At 70.5% G+C, this 19,317-nt stretch carries 15 protein-coding genes and 1 tRNA gene; 9 read left to right on the top strand and 7 right to left on the bottom strand.

What is annotated here, in order from left to right; all coding sequences use genetic code 11:
• Positions 1 to 15: 15 nt before the first annotated feature.
• Positions 16 to 92, bottom strand: a tRNA-Pro gene (locus HCU62_RS03590).
• A gap of 175 nt (positions 93 to 267) precedes the next feature.
• Here HCU62_RS03590 and HCU62_RS03585 point away from each other — a divergent pair.
• The gene (locus tag HCU62_RS03585) at positions 268 to 2,364 is read left to right on the top strand and encodes a penicillin-binding protein 1A (RefSeq protein ID WP_163299345.1); all 2,097 of its coding nucleotides are present in this window, start codon (positions 268 to 270) and stop codon (positions 2,362 to 2,364) included.
• Here the strand turns inward: HCU62_RS03585 and HCU62_RS03580 are convergent.
• The 3 genes from HCU62_RS03580 to HCU62_RS03570 all read right to left on the bottom strand — a co-directional run bounded on the left by HCU62_RS03580 (position 2,324) and on the right by HCU62_RS03570 (position 5,756).
• Positions 2,324 to 3,019 carry a CBS and ACT domain-containing protein gene (locus HCU62_RS03580; protein WP_163299344.1) on the bottom strand — a complete coding sequence of 232 codons (696 nt, stop codon included), beginning with the start codon at positions 3,017 to 3,019 and terminating at the stop codon, positions 2,324 to 2,326. The two genes, HCU62_RS03585 and HCU62_RS03580, sit on opposite strands and share 41 nt — an antisense overlap.
• A 198-nt stretch (positions 3,020 to 3,217) precedes the next feature.
• Positions 3,218 to 4,207 carry an adenosylcobinamide-phosphate synthase CbiB gene (cbiB, locus tag HCU62_RS03575; RefSeq protein ID WP_169755440.1) on the bottom strand — a complete coding sequence of 330 codons (990 nt, stop codon included), beginning with the start codon at positions 4,205 to 4,207 and terminating at the stop codon, positions 3,218 to 3,220.
• 52 nt (positions 4,208 to 4,259) lie between these two features.
• The gene (locus HCU62_RS03570; protein WP_169755439.1) at positions 4,260 to 5,756 is read right to left on the bottom strand and encodes a cobyric acid synthase; all 1,497 of its coding nucleotides are present in this window, start codon (positions 5,754 to 5,756) and stop codon (positions 4,260 to 4,262) included.
• A gap of 178 nt (positions 5,757 to 5,934) precedes the next feature.
• Between HCU62_RS03570 and rpsU the strand changes: the two genes are divergently transcribed.
• The 3 genes from rpsU (at position 5,935) to cobT (ending at position 8,105) form a co-directional block, all read left to right on the top strand.
• Positions 5,935 to 6,120: a 30S ribosomal protein S21 gene (rpsU, locus tag HCU62_RS03565; RefSeq protein ID WP_163299965.1), complete on the top strand. Its 186-nt coding sequence runs from the start codon at positions 5,935 to 5,937 to the stop codon at positions 6,118 to 6,120.
• Positions 6,121 to 6,196: 76 nt separating this feature from the next.
• The gene (cobU, locus tag HCU62_RS03560; protein ID WP_169755438.1) at positions 6,197 to 6,760 is read left to right on the top strand and encodes a bifunctional adenosylcobinamide kinase/adenosylcobinamide-phosphate guanylyltransferase; all 564 of its coding nucleotides are present in this window, start codon (positions 6,197 to 6,199) and stop codon (positions 6,758 to 6,760) included.
• A 286-nt stretch (positions 6,761 to 7,046) separates the two neighbouring features.
• A complete protein-coding gene (gene cobT / locus HCU62_RS03555; RefSeq protein ID WP_169755437.1) occupies positions 7,047 to 8,105 on the top strand; it encodes a nicotinate-nucleotide--dimethylbenzimidazole phosphoribosyltransferase in 1,059 nt (352 codons plus the stop codon).
• Between the two features lie 37 nt (positions 8,106 to 8,142).
• On the opposite strand, the gene folE2 is transcribed toward cobT, so the two are convergent.
• Positions 8,143 to 8,925: a GTP cyclohydrolase FolE2 gene (gene folE2 / locus HCU62_RS03550; RefSeq protein WP_163298505.1), complete on the bottom strand. Its 783-nt coding sequence runs from the start codon at positions 8,923 to 8,925 to the stop codon at positions 8,143 to 8,145.
• A gap of 45 nt (positions 8,926 to 8,970) precedes the next feature.
• A complete protein-coding gene (locus tag HCU62_RS03545; protein WP_163298495.1) occupies positions 8,971 to 9,717 on the bottom strand; it encodes an ATP-binding protein in 747 nt (248 codons plus the stop codon).
• A 198-nt stretch (positions 9,718 to 9,915) separates the two neighbouring features.
• Here HCU62_RS03545 and HCU62_RS03540 point away from each other — a divergent pair, with 198 nt between their 5' ends.
• Genes HCU62_RS03540 through nadA form a run of 3 tightly spaced genes read left to right on the top strand, consistent with a single transcriptional unit; the run spans position 9,916 to position 13,703 of the window.
• Positions 9,916 to 12,069, top strand: a complete 2,154-nt coding sequence (locus HCU62_RS03540) for an FtsK/SpoIIIE family DNA translocase (protein WP_163298496.1) — start codon at positions 9,916 to 9,918, stop codon at positions 12,067 to 12,069.
• Positions 12,070 to 12,092: 23 nt separating this feature from the next.
• On the top strand, positions 12,093 to 12,776 hold the full coding sequence (gene lolA / locus HCU62_RS03535) for an outer membrane lipoprotein periplasmic chaperone LolA (protein ID WP_163298497.1): 684 nt from the start codon (positions 12,093 to 12,095) through the stop codon (positions 12,774 to 12,776).
• 15 nt (positions 12,777 to 12,791) lie between these two features.
• Complete coding sequence (gene nadA, locus HCU62_RS03530; protein ID WP_163298498.1) at positions 12,792 to 13,703, top strand: quinolinate synthase NadA; 912 nt, start codon at positions 12,792 to 12,794, stop codon at positions 13,701 to 13,703.
• 57 nt (positions 13,704 to 13,760) lie between these two features.
• On the opposite strand, the gene HCU62_RS03525 is transcribed toward nadA, so the two are convergent.
• A complete protein-coding gene (locus HCU62_RS03525; protein WP_163298499.1) occupies positions 13,761 to 14,042 on the bottom strand; it encodes a hypothetical protein in 282 nt (93 codons plus the stop codon).
• Positions 14,043 to 14,494: 452 nt separating this feature from the next.
• Between HCU62_RS03525 and HCU62_RS03520 the strand changes: the two genes are divergently transcribed.
• Entirely contained in the window at positions 14,495 to 14,911 is a 417-nt protein-coding gene (locus HCU62_RS03520) for a hypothetical protein (RefSeq protein ID WP_163298500.1), read from the top strand.
• A gap of 18 nt (positions 14,912 to 14,929) precedes the next feature.
• Positions 14,930 to 19,183, top strand: coding sequence for a pilus assembly protein (locus HCU62_RS12805; protein WP_163298501.1), 4,254 nt, complete (start codon positions 14,930 to 14,932; stop codon positions 19,181 to 19,183).
• Positions 19,184 to 19,317: the final 134 nt, after the last annotated feature.

Raw genomic sequence — 19,317 nt, 5'->3', positions numbered from 1 at the left:
GATCGAGAAGTCTTTTGGTCGGGGCGAGAGGATTTGAACCTCCGACCCTCTGCTCCCAAAGCAGATGCGCTTCCAGGCTGCGCCACGCCCCGACGGCGAAGCTCCTCCCCTTTAACACACGGAACCGGGGGCTTCAATTCCCGCGCGCCCCGCGCGGCGGCGTTTGCACCCCGGGCCGCCTTCCATTATCTTGGCACAGGTTCGGCTGGCGGGGACGCGGCCCCCGTGCAAGGGCGCCCACCCCGGATCCCGGCCGGCCGCCTCCCCATGACGTTCACGTCCACCGAATCGCCGGATCCCTTCGCCACCCGCAACCTCCGGGTCCTGGTGACCCCGCTCCTGGCCGCGGCCTTCGCCGCCATGGCCCTGGTCGGGGCCGGGGTGGTGGGCTACATGATCCTGGGGCTCCCGGACATCTCGCGCATCCGGACCTACCGGCCCGCCACGGTCACCGAGATCCTCGACGCCAACGGGACGCCCATCGACTACATCTACCGCGAGAAGCGCTGGCCCGTCCCCCGGGCCCGCATCCCGGAGACCCTGGTCCACGCCTTCCTGGCCGCCGAAGACGCCCGCTTCTACGAGCATCCCGGCGTGGACTTCTGGAGCGTGATCCGGGCGGCCATCAAGAACCTCCAGGCCGGCGAGATCGTCCAGGGGGCGAGCACCATCACCCAGCAGGTGACGCGATCCCTCCTCCTCACGCCGGAAAAGAAGCTCATCCGGAAGATCAAGGAGGCCATCCTCGCCTGGCAGATCGACGCCGCCCTCACCAAGGACCAGATCCTGACCCTCTACCTCAACCAGATCTACCTCGGAGAAGGCGCCTACGGGGTGGAGGCCGCGGCCCGGACCTACTTCGGCAAGCACGTGGAGGAGCTGAATCTGGCCGAGTGCGCCATCCTGGCCGGCCTCCCCCAGGCCCCGAGCCGCTACGCCCCCACCCGGCACCTCGACCGGGCCCTCCGGCGCCAGGCCTACGTCCTGAACCGGATGGTGGCCGAAGGCTACATCACCCCGGAGGAGGCGGCCGCCGCCAGGGCCTACCCCGTGGAGATCAAGCCGGAGGAGCTCGTGCAGCCGCCCGGGTCGGAGTACTTCCTGGCCGAGGTCCGCCGGCGCCTGGAGGCCCGCTACGGCCCGGACCGGGTCCAGACCGAGGGCCTCCGGGTGGTCACCACCCTGGACCCGCGGTGGCAGGCCGCCGCCTACGAGGAGGTGGAGAAGGGACTCGCCGCGGTCCGAAAACGTCACCCGGAGGACCCGGGCCTCGAGACGGCCCTCGAAGGGGCACTGGTGGCCATGGACGCCCGGGACGGGGCGGTGATCGCCATGGTGGGGGGGCGCGACTTTTCGGCCTCGCAGTTCAACCTGGCCGTGCAGGCCCGGCGCCAGCCGGGCTCCGCCTTCAAGCCCATCGTCTACGCCACGGCCCTGGCGCACAAGGTCATCACCCCGGGGACGCTCCTGGTGGAGGAACCCATCACCCTCCCCGGCGCCACCATCGAGACCCCCTGGGAACCGGAAAACTATGACCAGACCTACATGGGGCCCATCACCATCCGGACCGCCCTCACCTACTCGCGCAACATCATCTCGGTCAAGGTGGCGGGCCTCGTGGGGGTGAACGCCATCCGGGCCCAGGCCAAGCGCATGGGCATCACCGTGCCCCTGGCCAACGACCTTTCCCTGGCCCTCGGCTCCTCGGCCGTCCCCCTCATCCAGATGGTCCAGGCCTACTCCACCTTTCCGAACCTGGGAGAGACGGTCACCCCCCGGCTCATCCGGGAGGTCCGCAGCCGCACCGGCGAAGTGCTGGAGGAGATGGTGCCGGAAAAGGCCAAGGCCCTGGACCCCGTCACCTCCTACCAGATGGTGCATCTCTTGGAGGGCGTGGTCCAGGACGGAACGGGGCGCCGAGCCCGGGCCCTCCGGCGCCACGTGGGCGGCAAGACCGGCACCACGGACAACTTCCGCGACGCCTGGTTCCTGGGCTTTACGCCGCGGTTCGTGGCCGGGGTATGGGTGGGCCGCACCGACGGGAAGCCCATCGCCAAGCGGGAGACGGGCGGGCGGGTGGCCTGCCCTATCTGGACGGCCTTCATGCAGCGGGCCCTCGAGGGGGCCAACGCCACCGACTTCCCCGTGCCCGAGGGCGTGGCCTTCGTGCCCGAGAACCGGAAGACCGGGGAGATCGTGGTGCCGGACCGCGACGGAGTCGTCTGGGAGGCCATGCCGGTGGATGCCCTCCCGCCGCTTCGCCCGCCCGCCTGGGACGGCCTGCACCTGCCCTCGTGGCTGAAGCCCGGCGGCTTTCCCTGGTTCAGGAAGAAGCCTTCGGAGTCTTTCGAGGAATATCGCTGACGTCCTCCCGGAGGACGTAGAGCACCCGGAAGTCCTTCTTGAGGGAGGCCACCAGCTTCTCGAGGTCGGCGTCGTCCATGTCCCTGATCCGGACGTAGACCTGCCGGCGGCCGGGCCCCCCGTGCTCCTGGCAGGAGGAGATGCTCACCGTCCGCGCCTCGTGGGCCCCGAGGACGCCCAGGAGGTCGTTCAGGGCGCCGGGCCGGTCCTCGAGGTCGAATCCGAGCTGGATGGGGCCCCGGTAGATCCCGGTGATGCCGATCATCACCTTGAAGATGTCGCTCTGGGTGATGATCCCCGTGACCTGCATCTTGTCGTTCACCACGGGGAGCCCCGAGATCTTGTTCTCCAGCATGATGACCGCGGCCTTCTCCACGGAGTCGTTCTCCCGGAGGGTGATGGGATCCGGGGTCATGATGTCCTTCACCTTGATCTCCGAGAGGAGATAGTAGAGCTCGTGGACGTCGAGGCTCGTCGCCTTGGAGGGCGCCGCCTCCTTCACGTCTCGGTCGCTCACGATCCCCACCAGCTTGTTCTTCCGGACCACCGGTATCCGGCGGATACCGTGTTCCTTCATGAGCTGGGTGGCCTTCATGATGGAGGTGTTCTCCTCCACGGTGATGGGCTTCGTCGCCATCCATTCCTTGACCAGCATGCGGTGTCCTCCTGGCTCCGGGGGAGCGCCTGAAATCGTGGTGGGTCGAGGTCGTGATCGGCATCCCGCCGGCGGAACATGAACCCCGCCGGGGCCGCTCGAAGCGGACGGGATGGCCTTTCGGAGAGGCGGCACCGATCGTAGGCCATCTAATCGTCTCGAAAACCCAGTGTCAAGAACGGATCCGGGCGGGCGGCGTCACGAGGGGAAGACCTCGGCCGCCAGCCAGGCCACGGCCGCCGGAGAAAGGACCAGGGCCACGGCGCACGCCGCCACGAGCCCCATCAGCCGGACCGCCCGCCGGATGTCCCGGGGCCCGGGTTCCCGGCCCTCCGGCAGGATGTAGGGCCGCTCCACCAGCCGGCCCCGGTACCGGGCCGGCCCCGAAAGCCGCACGCCGAGCGCCGCGGCGAAGGCGGCCTCGGGGAACCCGGAATTCGGGCTGTCGCTGGTGGCGGCGTCCATGCGGACCACCCGGAGGACCTTCTCGGGCCGGGCGGCGCCGACGAGGGGGGCGGCGGCGGCCGCCAGCCAGGCCGCGGCCCGGGCGGGGAGGAAGTTGGCGAGGTCGTCCAGGCGGGCGGCGGCGGTGCCGAATTCCCGGTAGCGCTCGTCCCGGTACCCCACCATGGAGTCGAGGGTGCTGGCCATCTTGAAGGCCAGGGCCAGCGCCGGCCCCCCGAGGGCGGCGTAGCAAAGGGGCGAGAGGAAACCGTCCACCGTGTTCTCGGCCACGCTCTCCACCGCGGCCCGGGCCACGTCTTCGGGCCCGAGCTCCGCGGTATCCCGCCCCACGATCCGGGAGAGCCGGCGGCGGGCCTCCGCGAGGCCGCCGGCCTCGAGGGCCTTCCGGACGGCCCCCGCCTCGGCGGCCAGGGACCGGAGGGCGAGGCAGTAGAAGAGGAGCAGCGCCTCCGTCCCGGTTCGGAGGTCGGGGTGCACCGCCCCCGCCAGCGCCGGGAGGAGCGCCCCCGCCCCCCAGGCCGCCGCCACCAGGCCCCCCGCCAGGACCGCCCCCTGCCAGCGGGGCGGCAGCGGCAGCCGCCGGGCGGCGGCCTCGCCCCGCGCGATGAGCCGACCCATGAGGCGGACGGGATGCGGCAGCCACCGCGGGTCCCCCAGGGCGAGGTCCAGCAGCACCGCCGCCGCCAGGGCCAGGGCCCCCTCCGGTGTCAGGACGTACGGCACGGTTCCCCTCCCCGCCGGCCGCCCGCCCCCCGCCCGGCCCCGCCGGCCGCCTTCACAGCCCCACCAGCGCGAGGAGGCGCGGAAGATCGGCGTGCGCCTCGAGCCAGTCGGCGAGCCGGTCCAGGTGCGCGGCCCGGGCGGCCCGCCAGGCGGGCCGCTCCCCGAGGGGCGCCAGCCCCCGCCGCCGCCGAAGCGCGTCCAGGAAGGCGTGGCGCAGGCCGTCCGCGTCGAAGAGGCCGTGGAGGTAGGTCCCCAGGACGTCGCCCCCGGGGGCGCGGCAGCCGAGCCCGGGGCCCCGTCCCTCGAAGAGGGGGCGGACCTCCCCCGAGGCCCGGGTCCGGCCCATGTGGATCTCGTACCCCTCGGCCGGAAGCCCCCCGGGCAGGAGGCCGCCGCCCGCGGTGACCGCCCGGGTCCGGGCGAGGACCTTGGCCGGCGCCATCTCCGTGACCACGGGGAGCAGCCCGAAGCCCGCGACGCGGGCCGGACCGCCCTCCACCCCGGCGGGGTCCAGGATCTCCTCGCCGAGCATCTGGTAGCCCCCGCAGAGCCCCACCACCGGGACCCCGTCGGCCGCGGCCGCCGCCAGGGCCTCGCCCCACCCCGCCCGCCGGAGGATCTCCAGGTCGGCCATGGTGGCCTTGGTGCCGGGCAGCACCAGGCAGTCGGCCCCCTCCGCCTCTTCCGGCCGACGGGCGAAGACCAGCGAAACGTCGGGCTCGGCGGCGAGGCTGCCGAAGTCGGTGAAGTTGCTGATCCGTTCCGGCCGGACCACGACGACCCGAATCGGCCGGCGGGCGCCCCGCCGCTCCAGGGCCTCCACGTGGACCCCGTCCTCCTGGTCCACCTCGATGTCGCGGAACATGGGCAGCACCCCCAGGCAGGGAACGGGCACGAGCCGGGCGAAGGCCTCGATGCCGGGCCGGAGGAGCCCCGGGTCGCCCCGGAACTTGTTCACCAGGAACCCGGCCACGAGACCCCGGTGGGCCTCGGGGATGAGGTCGTAGGTCCCCTTGATCCAGGCGAAGACCCCGCCCCGGTCGATGTCCCCGACGAGGACCACGGGGGCGCGGGCGTGGGCCGCCATGTCCATGTTGACCAGGTCGGTGTCCTGGAGGTTGATCTCGGCGGGGCTTCCCGCCCCCTCGAGCACCACCACCTCGTACTCGGCGGCCAGGGCGTCGAAGGCCTCCCGGGCCACGCGCCGGTGGGCCTCGAACTCCTGGTAGTAGGCCCTGGCGGAATAGTGGCCCACCGCCTCCCCCATGACGATCACCTGGGAGGCGGCGTCGGCGGAGGGCTTGAGCAGGATGGGGTTCATCCGCACGTCCGGGGCCAAGCCGCAGGCCTCGGCCTGGAAGACCTGGGCCCGGCCCATCTCCTTGCCGTCCGGGGTGACGAAGGAGTTGAGGGCCATGTTCTGGGCCTTGAAGGGGACCACGCGCACGCCCCGCCGGGCCAGCACCCGGCAGAAGGCCGCCGCCGCCACGCTCTTGCCCACGCCGGAACCGGTGCCCTGGAACATGATGGTGCGTGCCCGCCGGTCCATGGCTCGACACCATAGGACCTTCCCCCGCGCCCCGCAACGGCGCCGAGGCGGCGTTGACACGGCGGCCGGGCGGCCGCTATAGTGGCGGGAATCGGTCCCGGCCGCCAAAACCGGCGGGCGGGGCGGGCGCCCCGCCCCGGCGGGGACTCCGGAGACGAAAGGGGGGATTTTCTTGGCCATCGTTGTGGAAGTCCAGGGCAACCTCGAGAAGGCGCTCAAGGTGCTCAAGAAGAAGATGCAGCTCGACGGGCTGCAGCGGGAACTCAAGCACCGGCGCTTCTACGAGAAGCCCAGCGTGAAGCGACGCCGCAAGATGCAGGACGCCGAGCGGCGGCGCCGCAAGGCGAAGCGGCGGCGCCGGTGAACGGCCTCACCTTCATCCCCCTCGTGCGGCGGCCCCACCGGCCGCCGCATCTCGTTGGCGCCGGCACCGCCGCCCCATGAGCCGAACCGCCCCCACCCCCACCGCCTTTCCCGTCCTCTTCCTGGGCGGGACCCGAAGCGGCAAGAGCCGGCAGGCCCTCCTGGAGGGCGAGGCCGTCCTGGCGCGCGTCGGCCCGGACGCCCGAGGACTCTTCGTGGCCACCGCCCGGGCCCTGGACGCGGAGATGGCCGAGCGGATCGCGCGGCACCGGGCCGAGCGCGGCCCCGCCTGGGAGACCCTCGAGGAGCCCCTCGACCTCGCCGGCGCCCTCGCCGACGCGGACGGCCGCTACGGGGTGATCCTGGTGGATTGCCTCACCCTGTGGCTCGCCAACCGCCTCGCCCGGGATCCGGCCGGGGCGGCCGCGGCCGTGGACGAACTGGCCGGGGCGGCCGCCCGGCTGGCCACGCCCGCCGTCTTCGTCTCCAACGAGGTGGGGTGGGGCCTCGTCCCGCCCGACCCGGCCAGCCGGCGTTTCCGCGACATGGCCGGCCGCCTCCACCAGGCCCTGGCCGCGGTCTGCCCCCGGGTGATCCTCGTGGTGGCCGGACGCCGCCTGGATCTCCCGGCGGGGCCTTAGCCGGACCTTCGCAGGATCCGCCGGGGATGGCGTGGGAGAGAATGCGCCGAATGCACGGCGCGGGGATGGCCAAGCCAAGGGCAAGCCGCGACCATCACGGGGAACGAGGCGTACTCGGCTCCATCGCGATGACGAGAACATCCGAAGCACCGCCGCCAAGCAGCCCGCTTGGTGAGACCCGCGACGCCATCATCCTTGACCGCCCACGGACACCGGGGGTATTCCTGGGACCGCGGCCCGGGCGGCCGCGACGCCGAGATCCCCACGAAGACTGAGGTGACCCACGATGCAGCTCGACTCCCTCCTCCAGGCCGTCAGGCCCGTGGACGAATCCCCCGCGCCCGAGATCCAGGCGCACCTCGACAACCTCACCAAGCCCCGGGGCAGCCTCGGCCGGCTCGAGGAACTGGCCCTCCGCTACTGCCTCATCCGGGGGGAACGCCGCCCGGCGCTCCCGGCGAAGGCGGTCTTCGTCTTCGCCGCGGACCACGGCGTCACCGAGGAAGGCGTCAGCGCCTTTCCCCGGGAGGTCACCTACCAGATGGTCCGGAACTTCCTCGCGGGGGGGGCGGGGATCAACGTCCTGGCCCGCCACGTGGGCGCCGAGGTCCACGTGGTGGACATCGGGGTGGACCACGACTTGCCGGAACTGCCGGGGCTCATCCGCCGCAAGGTCCGCCCCGGGACGCGGAACATGGCCCGCGGGCCCGCCCTGACCCGGGAGGAGGCCGAGGCCGCGGTGCTGGCGGGGGCGGAGCTCGCCTCCGGGGCGGCGGACCGGGGGATCGGCCTCCTCGCCACCGGCGAGATGGGTATCGGGAACACCACCCCCTCCAGCGCCCTCACCGCCGTCTTCTGCGGCGCGGCCCCGGCGGAGGTCACCGGGAGGGGCACCGGGATCGACGACGAGGCCCACCGGCGCAAGGTCCGGGTCATCGAGCGGGCCCTCGAGGTGAACCGGCCGGACCCGGCCGATCCGCTGGGGGTGCTGGCCGCGGTGGGCGGCCTCGAGATCGCGGGCATCTGCGGCCTCGTGCTCGGCGCCGCCGCCCGGGGCGTGCCGGTGGTGATCGACGGCTTCATCTCCACCGCCGGCGCCCTGGTGGCCGCGGCCATGGCCCCCGCCGCCGCGGGTTACATGTTCGCCGCACACCAATCCGTGGAGGTCGGCCACCGGAAGCAACTCGAACGGCTCGGCCTCAGGCCGGTGCTCGACCTGGACCTCCGGCTCGGAGAAGGCACCGGCGCCGCCCTGGCCATGGGCCTCATCGAGGCGGGGCTCAAGATCTACCTAGAGATGGCCACCTTCGACGGGGCCCAGGTCTCGCCCGGAAACGAGGCGTGACGGGGCGCGAGGGGAACCGGCGGCGCCGCCGGGCGGTTCAGCCGCAGCCGTAGTCGGCCCGCCACTCGGTGGCGGCGTAGGCCGAGTGGTTGTGGATGGATTCGAAGTTCTCGGCCTCCACGCTGAACCAGGTCACCCCGGGCAGCTCCCTCAGGCCCTGGCAGGCGGAACGGACCACGTCCTCCACGAACATGGGGTGCTCGTAGCCCTGCTCCGTGACGAACTTCTCGTCGGGCCGCTTCAGAACGGAATAGACCTCCGAGGAGGAGGCGGCCTCCACCACGCGGATCACGTCCTCGAGCCACAAGAACTGGTCGAACCGGACCTCCACCCGCACCTCGCCCCGCTGGTTGTGGGCCCCGAAATCCGAGATCTCCTTGGAGCACGGGCAGACGGTGTTGATGGGCACCCGGGCCACGAGGCGCATGTCGAGCGTCCGGCAGAGGGTCCCGTGGAGGCCGCACCGGTACTCCACGAGGCCCGGGGTGCCGGTCACCGGGGCGGCCTTCTCGATGAAGTAGGGGAAATCCACCTCCAGGTGGGCCTCCTCGGCCTCGAGCCGTTGCTTCACCTCGGCCAGGATGTCGGCCAGGGTCCGGACGTTGATCTCGCGCCGGTACCGGTTCAGGATCTCCACGAACCGGCTCATGTGGGTGCCCTTGAAGTGGTGGGGGAGGTTCACGTACATGTTGATGCTGGCCACGGTCTGCTGCGTGCCGTTGGCCTTGTCGAGCACGGTGATGGGATAGCGGATGTTCTTGATGCCGACGCGGCTTAGCGGGATGTGCCGGTCGTCTCTCCGACTCTGGACGTCGGCCAGCTCGGCGTGGGGCCGCTCCGTGCCGGTCGGGCGCTTCATCGCCGCCTAGGCCCCCAGCCCATCGAGCAGCCGGGCCGCCGCCTCGCGGAGGGCGGAGTCCGCCTCCCACACGGGGCGCCCCGCCCGCTCCGCCTCGCGGACCGCGTCGGAGGCCGGGAAGACCCCCACCGGGTCCATGCCGAGTTCCCCGCGCACGAAGTCGAGGTCGCCCTCCCCCCGGACCTGGTTCGCCACGAACCCGAGGTGGGAGAGGCCGAGGTCGGCGGCGAGGCCCTGGATCTTGCGGGCGGTCTCGAGGCTGCCCCGGTAGGGCTGGACCACCACCAGGAGGCGGTCCACGCCGGCCACCGTCCCCCGCCCGAGGTGTTCCACCCCGGCCTCCATGTCGAGGACCACGTCTTCGTCCGGGGCGAAGAGCAGAGTGTTGAGCAGGTTCCGGAGCACGGCGTTGTCGGCGCAGGCGCAGCCGGCGCCCCCCTGCTGGATGGCCCCGAGCACCATGAGCGCCACGTTCCCCCGCCGGCGCATGAACCGCCCGGGCAGGTCGTCCACCTTGGGATTCAATCGATAGAAGGGCCCGTCGCGCTCGGAGCGCTCCCGGAGGAGATCGGTCATCTCGGCGATGGGGCGGATCTCCTCGGCCCCGGGGAAGTCGAGGAGTCGGGCCAGATGCGGGCTCGGGTCGGCGTCGATGGCGAGCACCCGGCGCCCCCGATCGGCCAGGGCGCCCACGACAAAGGCGCTCACCGTGCTCTTGCCGACCCCCCCCTTTCCACTGATGGCGATCTTCATGTCGACGGCTCCCTTTCGGCCGGGCACCGGCGGCCGGCCCGCCCGGCCGCGCCTCCCGCGCCGTTCGAAGGGTACCAGAATCCGCCGCCCGGACCAACCTCCCCGGCGCCGCGGCCGGGGGTGGCGCAAGCGGGGCGAAAGCGCTAATAATGTGGCGGCCAACGGTTCATTCCGTGGCCGACGCGCCGAGACCACGATATGCCCCGAGACGATTCCAGAGTCCGGACCGCCTCCCCCGCCGGAGAACGTCCCTTCGGGGCCGAGATCCTCGGCCTCTGCCTCGTGGCCCTCGCCCTCTTCACCCTGGCCGCCCTGGCGAGTTACTCCCCGGACGACCCGGCCTGGAACCACCCCTCCCTGCACGCGGCGCGGAACTGGATGGGCCCGGTGGGGGCGCACCTGGCGGCCTTCCTCCGCGACGTCCTGGGCTACGCCGCCTACTGGGTGCCCGTCCTCTTCGTGGGGCTGGCCCTCCGGGCGGGGTGGCGGCGCCTGGCCTGGACGCCCTCGCTCCCCTGGATGGCGGGCGGATGGGCGGCGGTGGTGCTGGCCACGGCCGGGCTCCTCGGCCTCGGCACCCTGGGAGATGCCGCCGGGGCGGGCCTTCCCGGGGGCCTGGCGGGCTGGGCCCTGGCCCGGTTCCTCGCCACGTGGTTCGGGGGGGCCGGCGCGGCCCTCCTCCTCCTGGTGGCCCTGGTGGCCGGGCTCCTGGCGGCCACGCCCCTCACCCTGGCCCGCGCCTGGGCCTTGCTGGCCGCCCTGGCGGCCAGGCGCCCCGAACCCGCCGGGGCGCCTCCCCGCGCCCGCAGCGGGGGACGGCGCCCGCCGGCCCCGGCCGGCGGCGAAGCGGCCTCCGTGCCCCACATCGCCACCCCGCGCCCGCTTCCCGGGCCGGCCGAGGAGGGCGGCGACACGGAGGAATTCAAGGTCTCGCCGGTGACCGGGGCCTTCCGCCTGCCGCCCCTCGCCTTTCTCGAGACCCCGCCCCCGGCCGAGACGGAGATCGCCCGGGAGGAATACCTGGCCAACGCCCAGGCCCTGGAGCGGCGCCTCCACGACTTCGGCGTGCGGGGCCAGGTGGTGGAGATCTGCCCGGGCCCGGTGGTCACCATGTACGAGTTCGCCCCGGCCCCCGGGGTCAAGATCAACAAGGTGGCCGCCCTGGCCGACGACCTGGCCCTGGCGCTCAAATCCGCCAGCATCCGCATCGTGGCCCCCATCCCGGGCAAGGCCGTCATCGGCATCGAACTCGCCAACGCGGAACGCGAGACCGTCTTCCTGAAGGAGATCCTCGAGAGCGACGCCTTCCGGCGCCACAAGGGCCTGCTCCCCCTGGCCCTCGGCAAGGACATCGTCGGCCGGCCCGTGGTGACCGACCTCGCCCGCATGCCCCACCTCCTCATCGCCGGGGCCACGGGCACGGGGAAGAGCGTGGGCCTCAACGCCATGATCTGTTCCCTCCTCTATCGGCACCGGCCCGACACGCTGCGGCTGCTCATGATCGACCCGAAGCGGATCGAGCTCTCCCTCTACGACGGCATCCCCCACCTCCTCCACCCGGTGGTGAGCGAGCCCAAGGAGGCCACCCGGGCCCTCCGCTGGGCGGTGGGCGAGATGGAGCGCCGCTACCGGCTCCTCGAGGAGGCCGGAGCCCGGAACCTCGAGGGCTACAACCGGGCCGCCGAGACCCCCCTCCCGTGCCTCGTGATCGTCATCGACGAGCTGGCGGACCTCATGATGGTCTCGTCCAAGGAGGTGGAGGCCAGCATCGCGCGCCTGGCCCAGATGGCACGAGCCGCGGGCATCCACCTCCTGGTGGCCACCCAGCGGCCGTCGGTGGACGTCCTCACCGGCCTCATCAAGGCCAACTTCCCCGCGCGGCTGTCCTTCAAGGTCTCCTCCAAGGTGGACTCCCGGACCATCCTCGACGTGATGGGGGCCGAGCGGCTCCTCGGCATGGGCGACATGCTCTTGCTTCCGCCCGGCGCGGCCACCCTGGAACGGATCCACGGGGCCTTCGTCTCGGAGGGGGAGATCCAGAAGATCGCCGGGTTCCTCCGCGACCAGGGCGAGCCGGACTACGACCCCACCGTGGTGGAGCCGGTGGAGGGCGAAGGGGGGGAGGAGGCCCCCGGCGGCACCGGCGGCGAGGTGGACGCCCTCTACGACCGGGCGGTGGAACTCGTCACCCGGAGCGGCCAGGCCTCCATCTCCATGGTGCAGCGCCGCCTGCGCGTGGGCTACAACCGGGCCGCCCGAATGATCGAACAGATGGAACGCGACGGCATCGTGAGCCCCACCGACGGCATGGGGCGCCGGCAGGTCTTGGCCCGGGGCTACCCCGAGGAATAGCCCGGGGCGGAGAGGGAATCGGGATGAGAAACGACGGAATACGGCTCCATGGCCTCGCGGCGGGCCTCGCCCTCCTGGCCCTGGCGGCCGCCGGCCCGGCCGCCGCCGGGCCGCTCCCGGGTGCGGACCGCCTGGCGGCCCTCCTCCAGGAGCGCTACGACGAGACGCGGACCCTCTCGGCCGCCTTCCGGCAGGAGACCTGGCCGGCGGGGGCCTCCCGCCCCGTCACCGCGGAAGGCCGGGTCTTCTTCAAGCGCCCCGACCGCATGCGGTGGGAGTACACCGCCCCCGAGCGGCGGCTCATCGTGACGGAGGGGGCGGACGTCTTCATCTACGAGCCCGAGGCGGGGCAGGTCCTGGTGCTCCCGCGGGCGGAGTTTCTCTCCTCGGAGGTGAGCCGGGCATTCTTCTTCGGCAAGGGCCGGCTGGCCGACCACTTCGCCATCGCCCCGGCGGCGCCCGACCGCCCCCGGGCGGACTGGACCCTGCGCCTGACGCCCCGATCGCCAGCGGCCGGGGCGCAGCGGCTCTGGATCACCCTGGACCCGGCCTCCCACCTGATCCAAGAGGTCTGGCTGGAAGACGCCCTGGGCGGCCGGACCCACATCGTCTTCAGCGGCATGGACGTGAACCGGCGGCTCGACGACGGCCTCTTCCGGTTCACCCCGCCGGACGGGGTCCCGGTCTACCGGACCGGCGCCCCCTGACACAAGGAGCCTCAGATGACCGACACCCTGGTGAAAGAGATCCGCCGCCTGGCCGCCGAGAAGCAGGCCATCATCCTCGCCCACAACTACCAGCCCCCGGAGATCCAGGAGGTCGCCGACCTCACGGGCGACTCCCTGGAACTCGCCATCCGGGCCTCGAAGACCGACGCCCGCGTCATCGTCTTCTGCGGCGTCCACTTCATGGCGGAGACGGGCGCCACCCTCTGCCCGGACAAGCGGGTGCTGCTCCCCAACCCCAACGCCGGCTGCGCCATGGCCGACATGCTCACCGCCGACGAGCTCCGCGAGGCCAAGGCGGCCCTCCCCGGGGTACCCGTGGTCACCTACGTAAACTCCACGGCCGAGGTCAAGGCGGAAAGCGACATCTGCTGCACCTCGGCCAACGCCGTCCAGGTGGTGAAGTCGCTGGGGACCCCGGAGGTGCTCATGGTGCCCGACCGGAACCTCGCCCTCTGGACCCAGCGCCACACCTCCCAGAAGATCCACCACCTGGAGGGGTACTGCCCGGTCCACGACAACCTCACCGCCGCCGCCGTGGCCGAGGCCCGCCGGGCCCATCCCGGGGCGGTGGTCATGGCCCACCCCGAGTGCCCGCCGGAGGTCATCGACGCCGCCGACGTGGTCCGAAGCACCAGCGGCATGCTGGCCTACCCGGGCGAATCCGACGCCGGGGCATTCATCGTGGCCACGGAAACGGGGCTCCTCCACCCCCTGGCGAAGCGCTACCCGCAAAAGCGCTTCTACCCGGCCTCCGCCGACATGGTCTGCGCGGACATGAAGCTCACCACCCTGGCGGACGTCCGCCGGGCCCTCGAGACCGGGGAGCCCGCCGTCACGGTGCCGGAGCCGGTGCGGGTGAAGGCCCTCCGGGCCGTGGAGCGCATGATCGCCGTCCCGAGGGACTGAGCGGGAAAGACCGGGCCGGCATACCGGGGCCGGCGGTGCCGCGGGTGGAAGGCAGGCTCAGAAGGCGAACTGGAAGAAGGCCCGGAGGACGGCCTCCTGGGTGTCGAGGAGGTCGGAGAGCTCGCCCGGGTCGTTCAGGGCCATGACGTCGTCGAAGGAGGGCTCGCCGTCCTCGGCCTCGTAGACCAGGCCCCGCTGGTGGATGCTCAGGTCCATGGCCGTCCCGGCCGGGTGCAGGGCGGCGCATCCCGAAAGGGCCAGGGCCGCGGCCAGCACCGCCGCGCACAAGGGCGACGGTCCCCGCCGGCGAAGCCTTCGCACTCCTCCCTTTCCACGCATGGCGCACCTCCAGATTGAAATCTCTCTAACCTACGTATCGAGCCGGCGGCCCCCCGCCTTGAAAAAGGGAGATTTCCCCGCCATCCCGGCGGGTTACCCTCGTGGTACGTAACTAGCTGTTTTTTATATAATATTTTCCCAACTTCCCGTCCCCTCGAGACCGGCGTGCACGCCGGCGGCTCCCACCGCCCGTGTCCCGGGAGGCGCACCGGGAGCCCGTGGCGGCCGCGCCGGGCCGGCGCGCCGTCCCCCGGTCGCATCCGCCCCGCCATTGCGCCGGTGGGTAACCGGCTACCCACAGGTGGGTAACGAACGACATACCCAAGATACCTTTCGATACATTCATCCTATTGTTTTTATTTAACATATAACCCTCCCCCCCGGCACGGCCGTTGCAGCGAGAGAACGCAGACGATCCCTGCCAAGGGCAAGCATCTCACGGAGGCCCGACCATGAACGCATTCACCCGGACGACCACCGCCTTCATCCCGGCACTGGTCCTTGCTGCATTATTCCTTTCTCCCGGCCCTCGGCCGACACAGGCCGGCACCGAAGGGCCCCCCTCCCCGGCGAAATCCGAGGAGGCCATCTCCAACACCCTCCCCGACGCCGTGGTCGGCGGCGTCGACGAGGACATCCTGATCCTCGGGGAAGCGACCTTCCACGTCACCCCGCAGACCCGGTTTTCCATTGCCTCCCGCGCTGCGAAACACCTTGGGAAACGACTCGTCCGGCGATGGAGGGATCTTCGTCCCGGCGACCGGGTCGCCGTGGAATACGTCCAGCACTCCATGGATGAACAGCATCCCTTCCGATTCGAGGCCAAGGTCCTCACCCGGATCACGCTGATCCGACCCGCCCAGCCTTAAGGGAGGAGAACCATGCGCGTGCATAAACACAACCTCGCGAAATACCTGCTGTCGATCTTCCTCTTCCTCTCCTTCGTGTCTGGGACCGCCCTGGCCGCCACGTGCGGCGACTATACCCAGGATCCGATCTTCGTGACCTACGGCACCGCTCCGAACGTCCTCCTCATCCTCGACAACTCCGGCAGCATGAACGAATTCGCCTACCACGAAGTGCCCGGGTGCAGGGAAGGCGGCACCCGTGCCTGGACCGGCTACGACGAAGGAAAGGCCTACTACGGCATCTTCAACCCGGACCGGATCTACAAGTACGACAACACCCACCACTATTTCTACGAAGTCGGAGACACGGTGGACGATCCCTCCACCCCGATCACGGAGCGCGCCGTCTGTCTCGCCGCCAACTGCACGGTTCGGGCCTTCTCGGGCAACTGGCTGAACTGGTGGACCATGCGGCGCATCGACGTGGCGAAGAAGGTCCTCACCGGGGGCCGCCTGGCCGGAGACGCCAGCGAGTACGTCCTGATCGGGACACAGAAGGACCGGGACGATCGTCGCATCTTCAACGACTATGCGAGTTCCGACACACCACCTAGCCCGAACTACGTCCCGCCCGCAAAGAACGTTTATTACACCCCCTTCCGCCAGGGCATCTACTCCTACTTTACGGATTCGGCCACCAGGAACCCCGGCGGTGACGCCGTTCCGGCCTTCAACGTCCAAGGCGCCGTTTTCGATGGCCCCTCCGACATGACCGGGGCAACCTGCATCGCCCGTACGGTGGACCTCAGCTCCAACCCCATCTTCGAGAACGAGGCCGAAACCGACGGGACCTACTTCGTGGCGGTCAAAGTGCCCACCCGCCCACAGGGCGTGGTCCAGCAGCTCCAGGACCAGGTCCGCTTCGGCTACATGCGGTTCAACTACGGACGCGGCCCCGCCGAGGGTTACGGAGCCGGCGAGGACGGCGGCACCGTGCTCCACTACGTCGGCGACAACACCACCGTGACCACTCCCCAGGGGGACGTCGTCCTGGACATGATCCAGACCATCAACAACCAGCAAGGCACCACCTGGACCCCCCTGGCCGAGACCCTGAACGAGGCCATGCGGTACTTCAAGCAGAAGACCCCTGCCTACGGCACGGGCCACTACACGGTCAGCACCACCTGGGACCCCTACTACTTCGACGGCGACTACCAGGAGTGCGCCCGATCCTTCATCCTCTACGTCTCCGACGGGGAGGCCACCCAGGACAGCGGCGTCAAGTCCTGCACCGACCCCACCGACGCCCAGTGCGTGGACGCCACCTTCCAGGGCGACAGCGGAGCGGACCTCTTCGACGACATCGCCTTCAAGATCCACCGGGAAGACCTGCGGCCCGAGGCCACCCTCCCCGGCAACCAGACCATCGATCTCTACACGGTCTTTTGCTTCGATGACTCGGCCACCGCCAAGGACGCCATGAAGCGGGCCGCGCGGGCCGGCGGCTTCGAAGACCTGGACGGCGACGGTCAGCCTTACGGGAACGGCCTTTCGGCCTGCTCCGGCCCCCTCCCGCATCCCACCGGCTGCGCCGAGTGGGACAAGGACGGCGACGGCGTCCCGGACAACTACTTCGAGGCCCAGGACGGCAACCAGATGGCGGCGGCCATCCTGGGGGCCCTCACCAAGATCCTCCAGCAGGCCTCCTCCGGAACGTCTTCGTCGGTGGTGGCCGCCTCCCGGGGCGGTGAAGGCACCATCTACCAGGCCATCTTCTACCCCCGTCGCCAGGGTGTCGTCGGCACCACCTTCCACCAGGTGAAGTGGGTGGGGGACGTGCGGGCGCTGCTTCTCGACAAGCGGGGCCAGATCTACGAAGACACCAACCAGAACCAGCAGCTCGACCCGGTGGACGATCGCATCATCTACTACTACGACACCGCCAAGGAGGACACCCGGGTCTGCGTGAACGGCACCATCGCCGCCAACGGAACCTGCCGCGGCAAGAGCAAGGGCCTCGACGAGGTGCACTATCTCTGGTCCGCCGCCGACTGGCTGAACAACCTCCCCCCGGGGAACGTCGACCTCAACCGGCCGCTCTACGACCACAACTCCAGGGAACGCTACATCTTCACCTGGATCGACATGGACAACGACGGCGTGGTGGACCGGGGCGGCGCCTGTAACGAGGTCATCGCCTTCGAGAAACGTTATCCCACCAACAAGTGGAACGTGGATCTCCCGCCGTCCTGCTTCGCCGCCAATCGGGGCCCGGTGAACCTCGACTTCGCTGCGGCCACGCTGGACGAAGTGAATGACATCATCAGCTGGGTCCGGGGCGAGGAGGGTCTCCCCGGGATGCGCTCCCGCATGGCCTGGGTGGACGCCGACAAGGACGGCTCGCTGGAAAGCGAAGTCCCCTGGCGCCTCGGCGACGTCGTCCACTCCTCTCCCATGGTGGTGAGCCGCCCTGCGGAGAACTACCACCTCCTCTACAACGACCGGACCTACGCCGTCTTCGCCCGCCAGTACCGGAACCGCCGCTACGTCATCTACTTCGGCGGCAACGACGGCATGCTCCACGCGGTGAACGGCGGTTTCTACAACCCCGCCGAGGGGAAGTACTGCCAGCACATCAACCCGGCGGGCAAGTGCGAAAACAGCAGCTTCGAGCTGGGGGCGGAGCTCTGGGCCTACGTGCCCACCAACCTCCTGCCCCACTTGAAGTGCCTGACGCAACCCGATTACCGGCACAAGTTCTACGTGGACCTCCGGCCCCGCATCTTCGACGTCCGGATCTTCCCGGAAGACGCCGATCATCCCTACGGTTGGGGCACCATCCTCGTCGGCGGCCTCCGCTTCGGCGGCGGCAAGATCCGCTACGGCGAACTCGACCTCGACCAGGACGGGACACCCGACTATCCGGCCGATAACAGGGAATCCATCTCTTCCTACTTCGTCCTTGACATCACGAACCCCGAAAAGCCGCCGGTCCTCCTCGGCGAGATGACCCGAACGATAGGCGGCAACGAGACCGACCTAGGCTACTCCACCGTCATTCCGACCATGATCCCGATGAAGGACGGCAACGAGACCCACTGGTACCTGGTCCTTGGAAGCGGCCCCACCGCGGTCAACGGCACCAGCACCCAGCGGGGCAGGCTCGCGGTCTTCCCCCTCGACCGTCTCACCGCCACGCCGCAGGGGGCCTTCCGGGTACCCGACGCCCCGCCTTCCTTCATGGACGAGGCCGGTCGTTTCGAACTCCCGGACAACGCCTCCTTCGTGTCGGATCCCATCACCATCGACCTGGAGCTCCGCCCTGACTACAAGGCGGACGCGGTCTACTTCGGTACCGTTTCCGGCGACTTCGGATCCTGGGGCGGGAAGCTCTATCGCCTGGTGACGCGGGACGTGAACGCCACCACCGGCCAGCAGCGGCTCACCAAGCCCTACGAGTGGGCCGGGCTCTTGTCGCCCATGCCCAACCCCGTCCCGCTCCTGGATGCCGGGGCGCCCATCACCGCGGCGCCCACTGTGGCCACGGACGGCCGGAGGTTCTGGGTCTACTTCGGGACCGGCCGCTACTTCGACCCGGTGCTCGACAAGTTCGACACCAGTACCCAGGCCTTCTACGGGGTCATGGAGCCGACCACCCCGGCGGGCGGTACCCACCTCACGTGGGAGACCGTCTCCCTCAACGGAACGCCGGGCGCCGCCTTCGGCCAGCGAGGCCTCGTCCGGACCGACCAGATCCTGGTGGAATCCAATTCCTCCGCCTGGCTGAGCGACCTCTCGTGCAAGGACGGCACCACCGATTGCCTGCCCGACCTCCCATCCAACAGCACCCTGAAGGTGGACACCTTCGCCGGCCTCGCCGGCTACGTGACGGGCTACCGTGACGGCTGGTACCGGCTGCTCACCGAGCCCGGGGAGCGCAGCCTCAATCAAGCCGCCCTGTTGCGGGGAGCCCTCCTCTACACAACCTATCAGCCGACCATGGACCCCTGCGTCACTCTGGGCGACAACTACATCTACGGCCTCTACTATCAAACCGGGACCCCCTGGTATAAACCCATCTTCGGGCCCCTCTATGTGGACATCAACAGGAACGTCATAGAACGCCTGAAGCGCAAGGGGCTTCCCACGCCGCCGAGTCTCAACAGCCGGGGCGACAAGGCCTTCGTCCAGACTGACAGGGGCGTGATCCTGGAGATCGACATGCCGAACACCCCGCTGGAAGACCAGAAATCGAGCCGGGTCAACTGGCGGGAGATCACCGACGAATAGGCAAACGGCATCGTGCCCGTCCCCGGGGCGGCGGAGGCGACTCCGCCGCCCCGTCTTCGTTCCGGGACGGCTGAAACCCGGCGGCTCCGGGGCTAATATGTCCGTGGCCGGGAACGCGACCGGACCTTGCCCGC

This window comes from Dissulfurirhabdus thermomarina, from assembly GCF_012979235.1.
GTDB classification, from domain to species: domain Bacteria; phylum Desulfobacterota; class Dissulfuribacteria; order Dissulfuribacterales; family Dissulfurirhabdaceae; genus Dissulfurirhabdus; species Dissulfurirhabdus thermomarina.
The sequence above is the reverse complement of the archived record's forward strand: the minus strand, read 5'-3'. Positions and strand labels throughout refer to the sequence as shown.

Excerpts from the sequence above, each read along its gene's own strand:
- HCU62_RS03540 (WP_163298496.1), top strand. The coding sequence starts at position 9,916 with ATGCCCCGAGACGATTCCAGAGTCCGGACCGCCTCCCCCGCCGGAGAA.
- HCU62_RS03585 (WP_163299345.1), top strand. The coding sequence starts at position 268 with ATGACGTTCACGTCCACCGAATCGCCGGATCCCTTCGCCACCCGCAAC.
- lolA (WP_163298497.1), top strand. The coding sequence starts at position 12,093 with ATGAGAAACGACGGAATACGGCTCCATGGCCTCGCGGCGGGCCTCGCC.
- cobT (WP_169755437.1), top strand. The coding sequence starts at position 7,047 with ATGCAGCTCGACTCCCTCCTCCAGGCCGTCAGGCCCGTGGACGAATCC.
- cobU (WP_169755438.1), top strand. The coding sequence starts at position 6,197 with ATGAGCCGAACCGCCCCCACCCCCACCGCCTTTCCCGTCCTCTTCCTG.
- HCU62_RS03580 (WP_163299344.1), bottom strand. The coding sequence starts at position 3,019 with ATGCTGGTCAAGGAATGGATGGCGACGAAGCCCATCACCGTGGAGGAG.
- HCU62_RS03570 (WP_169755439.1), bottom strand. The coding sequence starts at position 5,756 with ATGGACCGGCGGGCACGCACCATCATGTTCCAGGGCACCGGTTCCGGC.
- HCU62_RS03545 (WP_163298495.1), bottom strand. The coding sequence starts at position 9,717 with ATGAAGATCGCCATCAGTGGAAAGGGGGGGGTCGGCAAGAGCACGGTG.
- nadA (WP_163298498.1), top strand. The coding sequence starts at position 12,792 with ATGACCGACACCCTGGTGAAAGAGATCCGCCGCCTGGCCGCCGAGAAG.
- HCU62_RS03520 (WP_163298500.1), top strand. The coding sequence starts at position 14,495 with ATGAACGCATTCACCCGGACGACCACCGCCTTCATCCCGGCACTGGTC.
- HCU62_RS03525 (WP_163298499.1), bottom strand. The coding sequence starts at position 14,042 with ATGCGTGGAAAGGGAGGAGTGCGAAGGCTTCGCCGGCGGGGACCGTCG.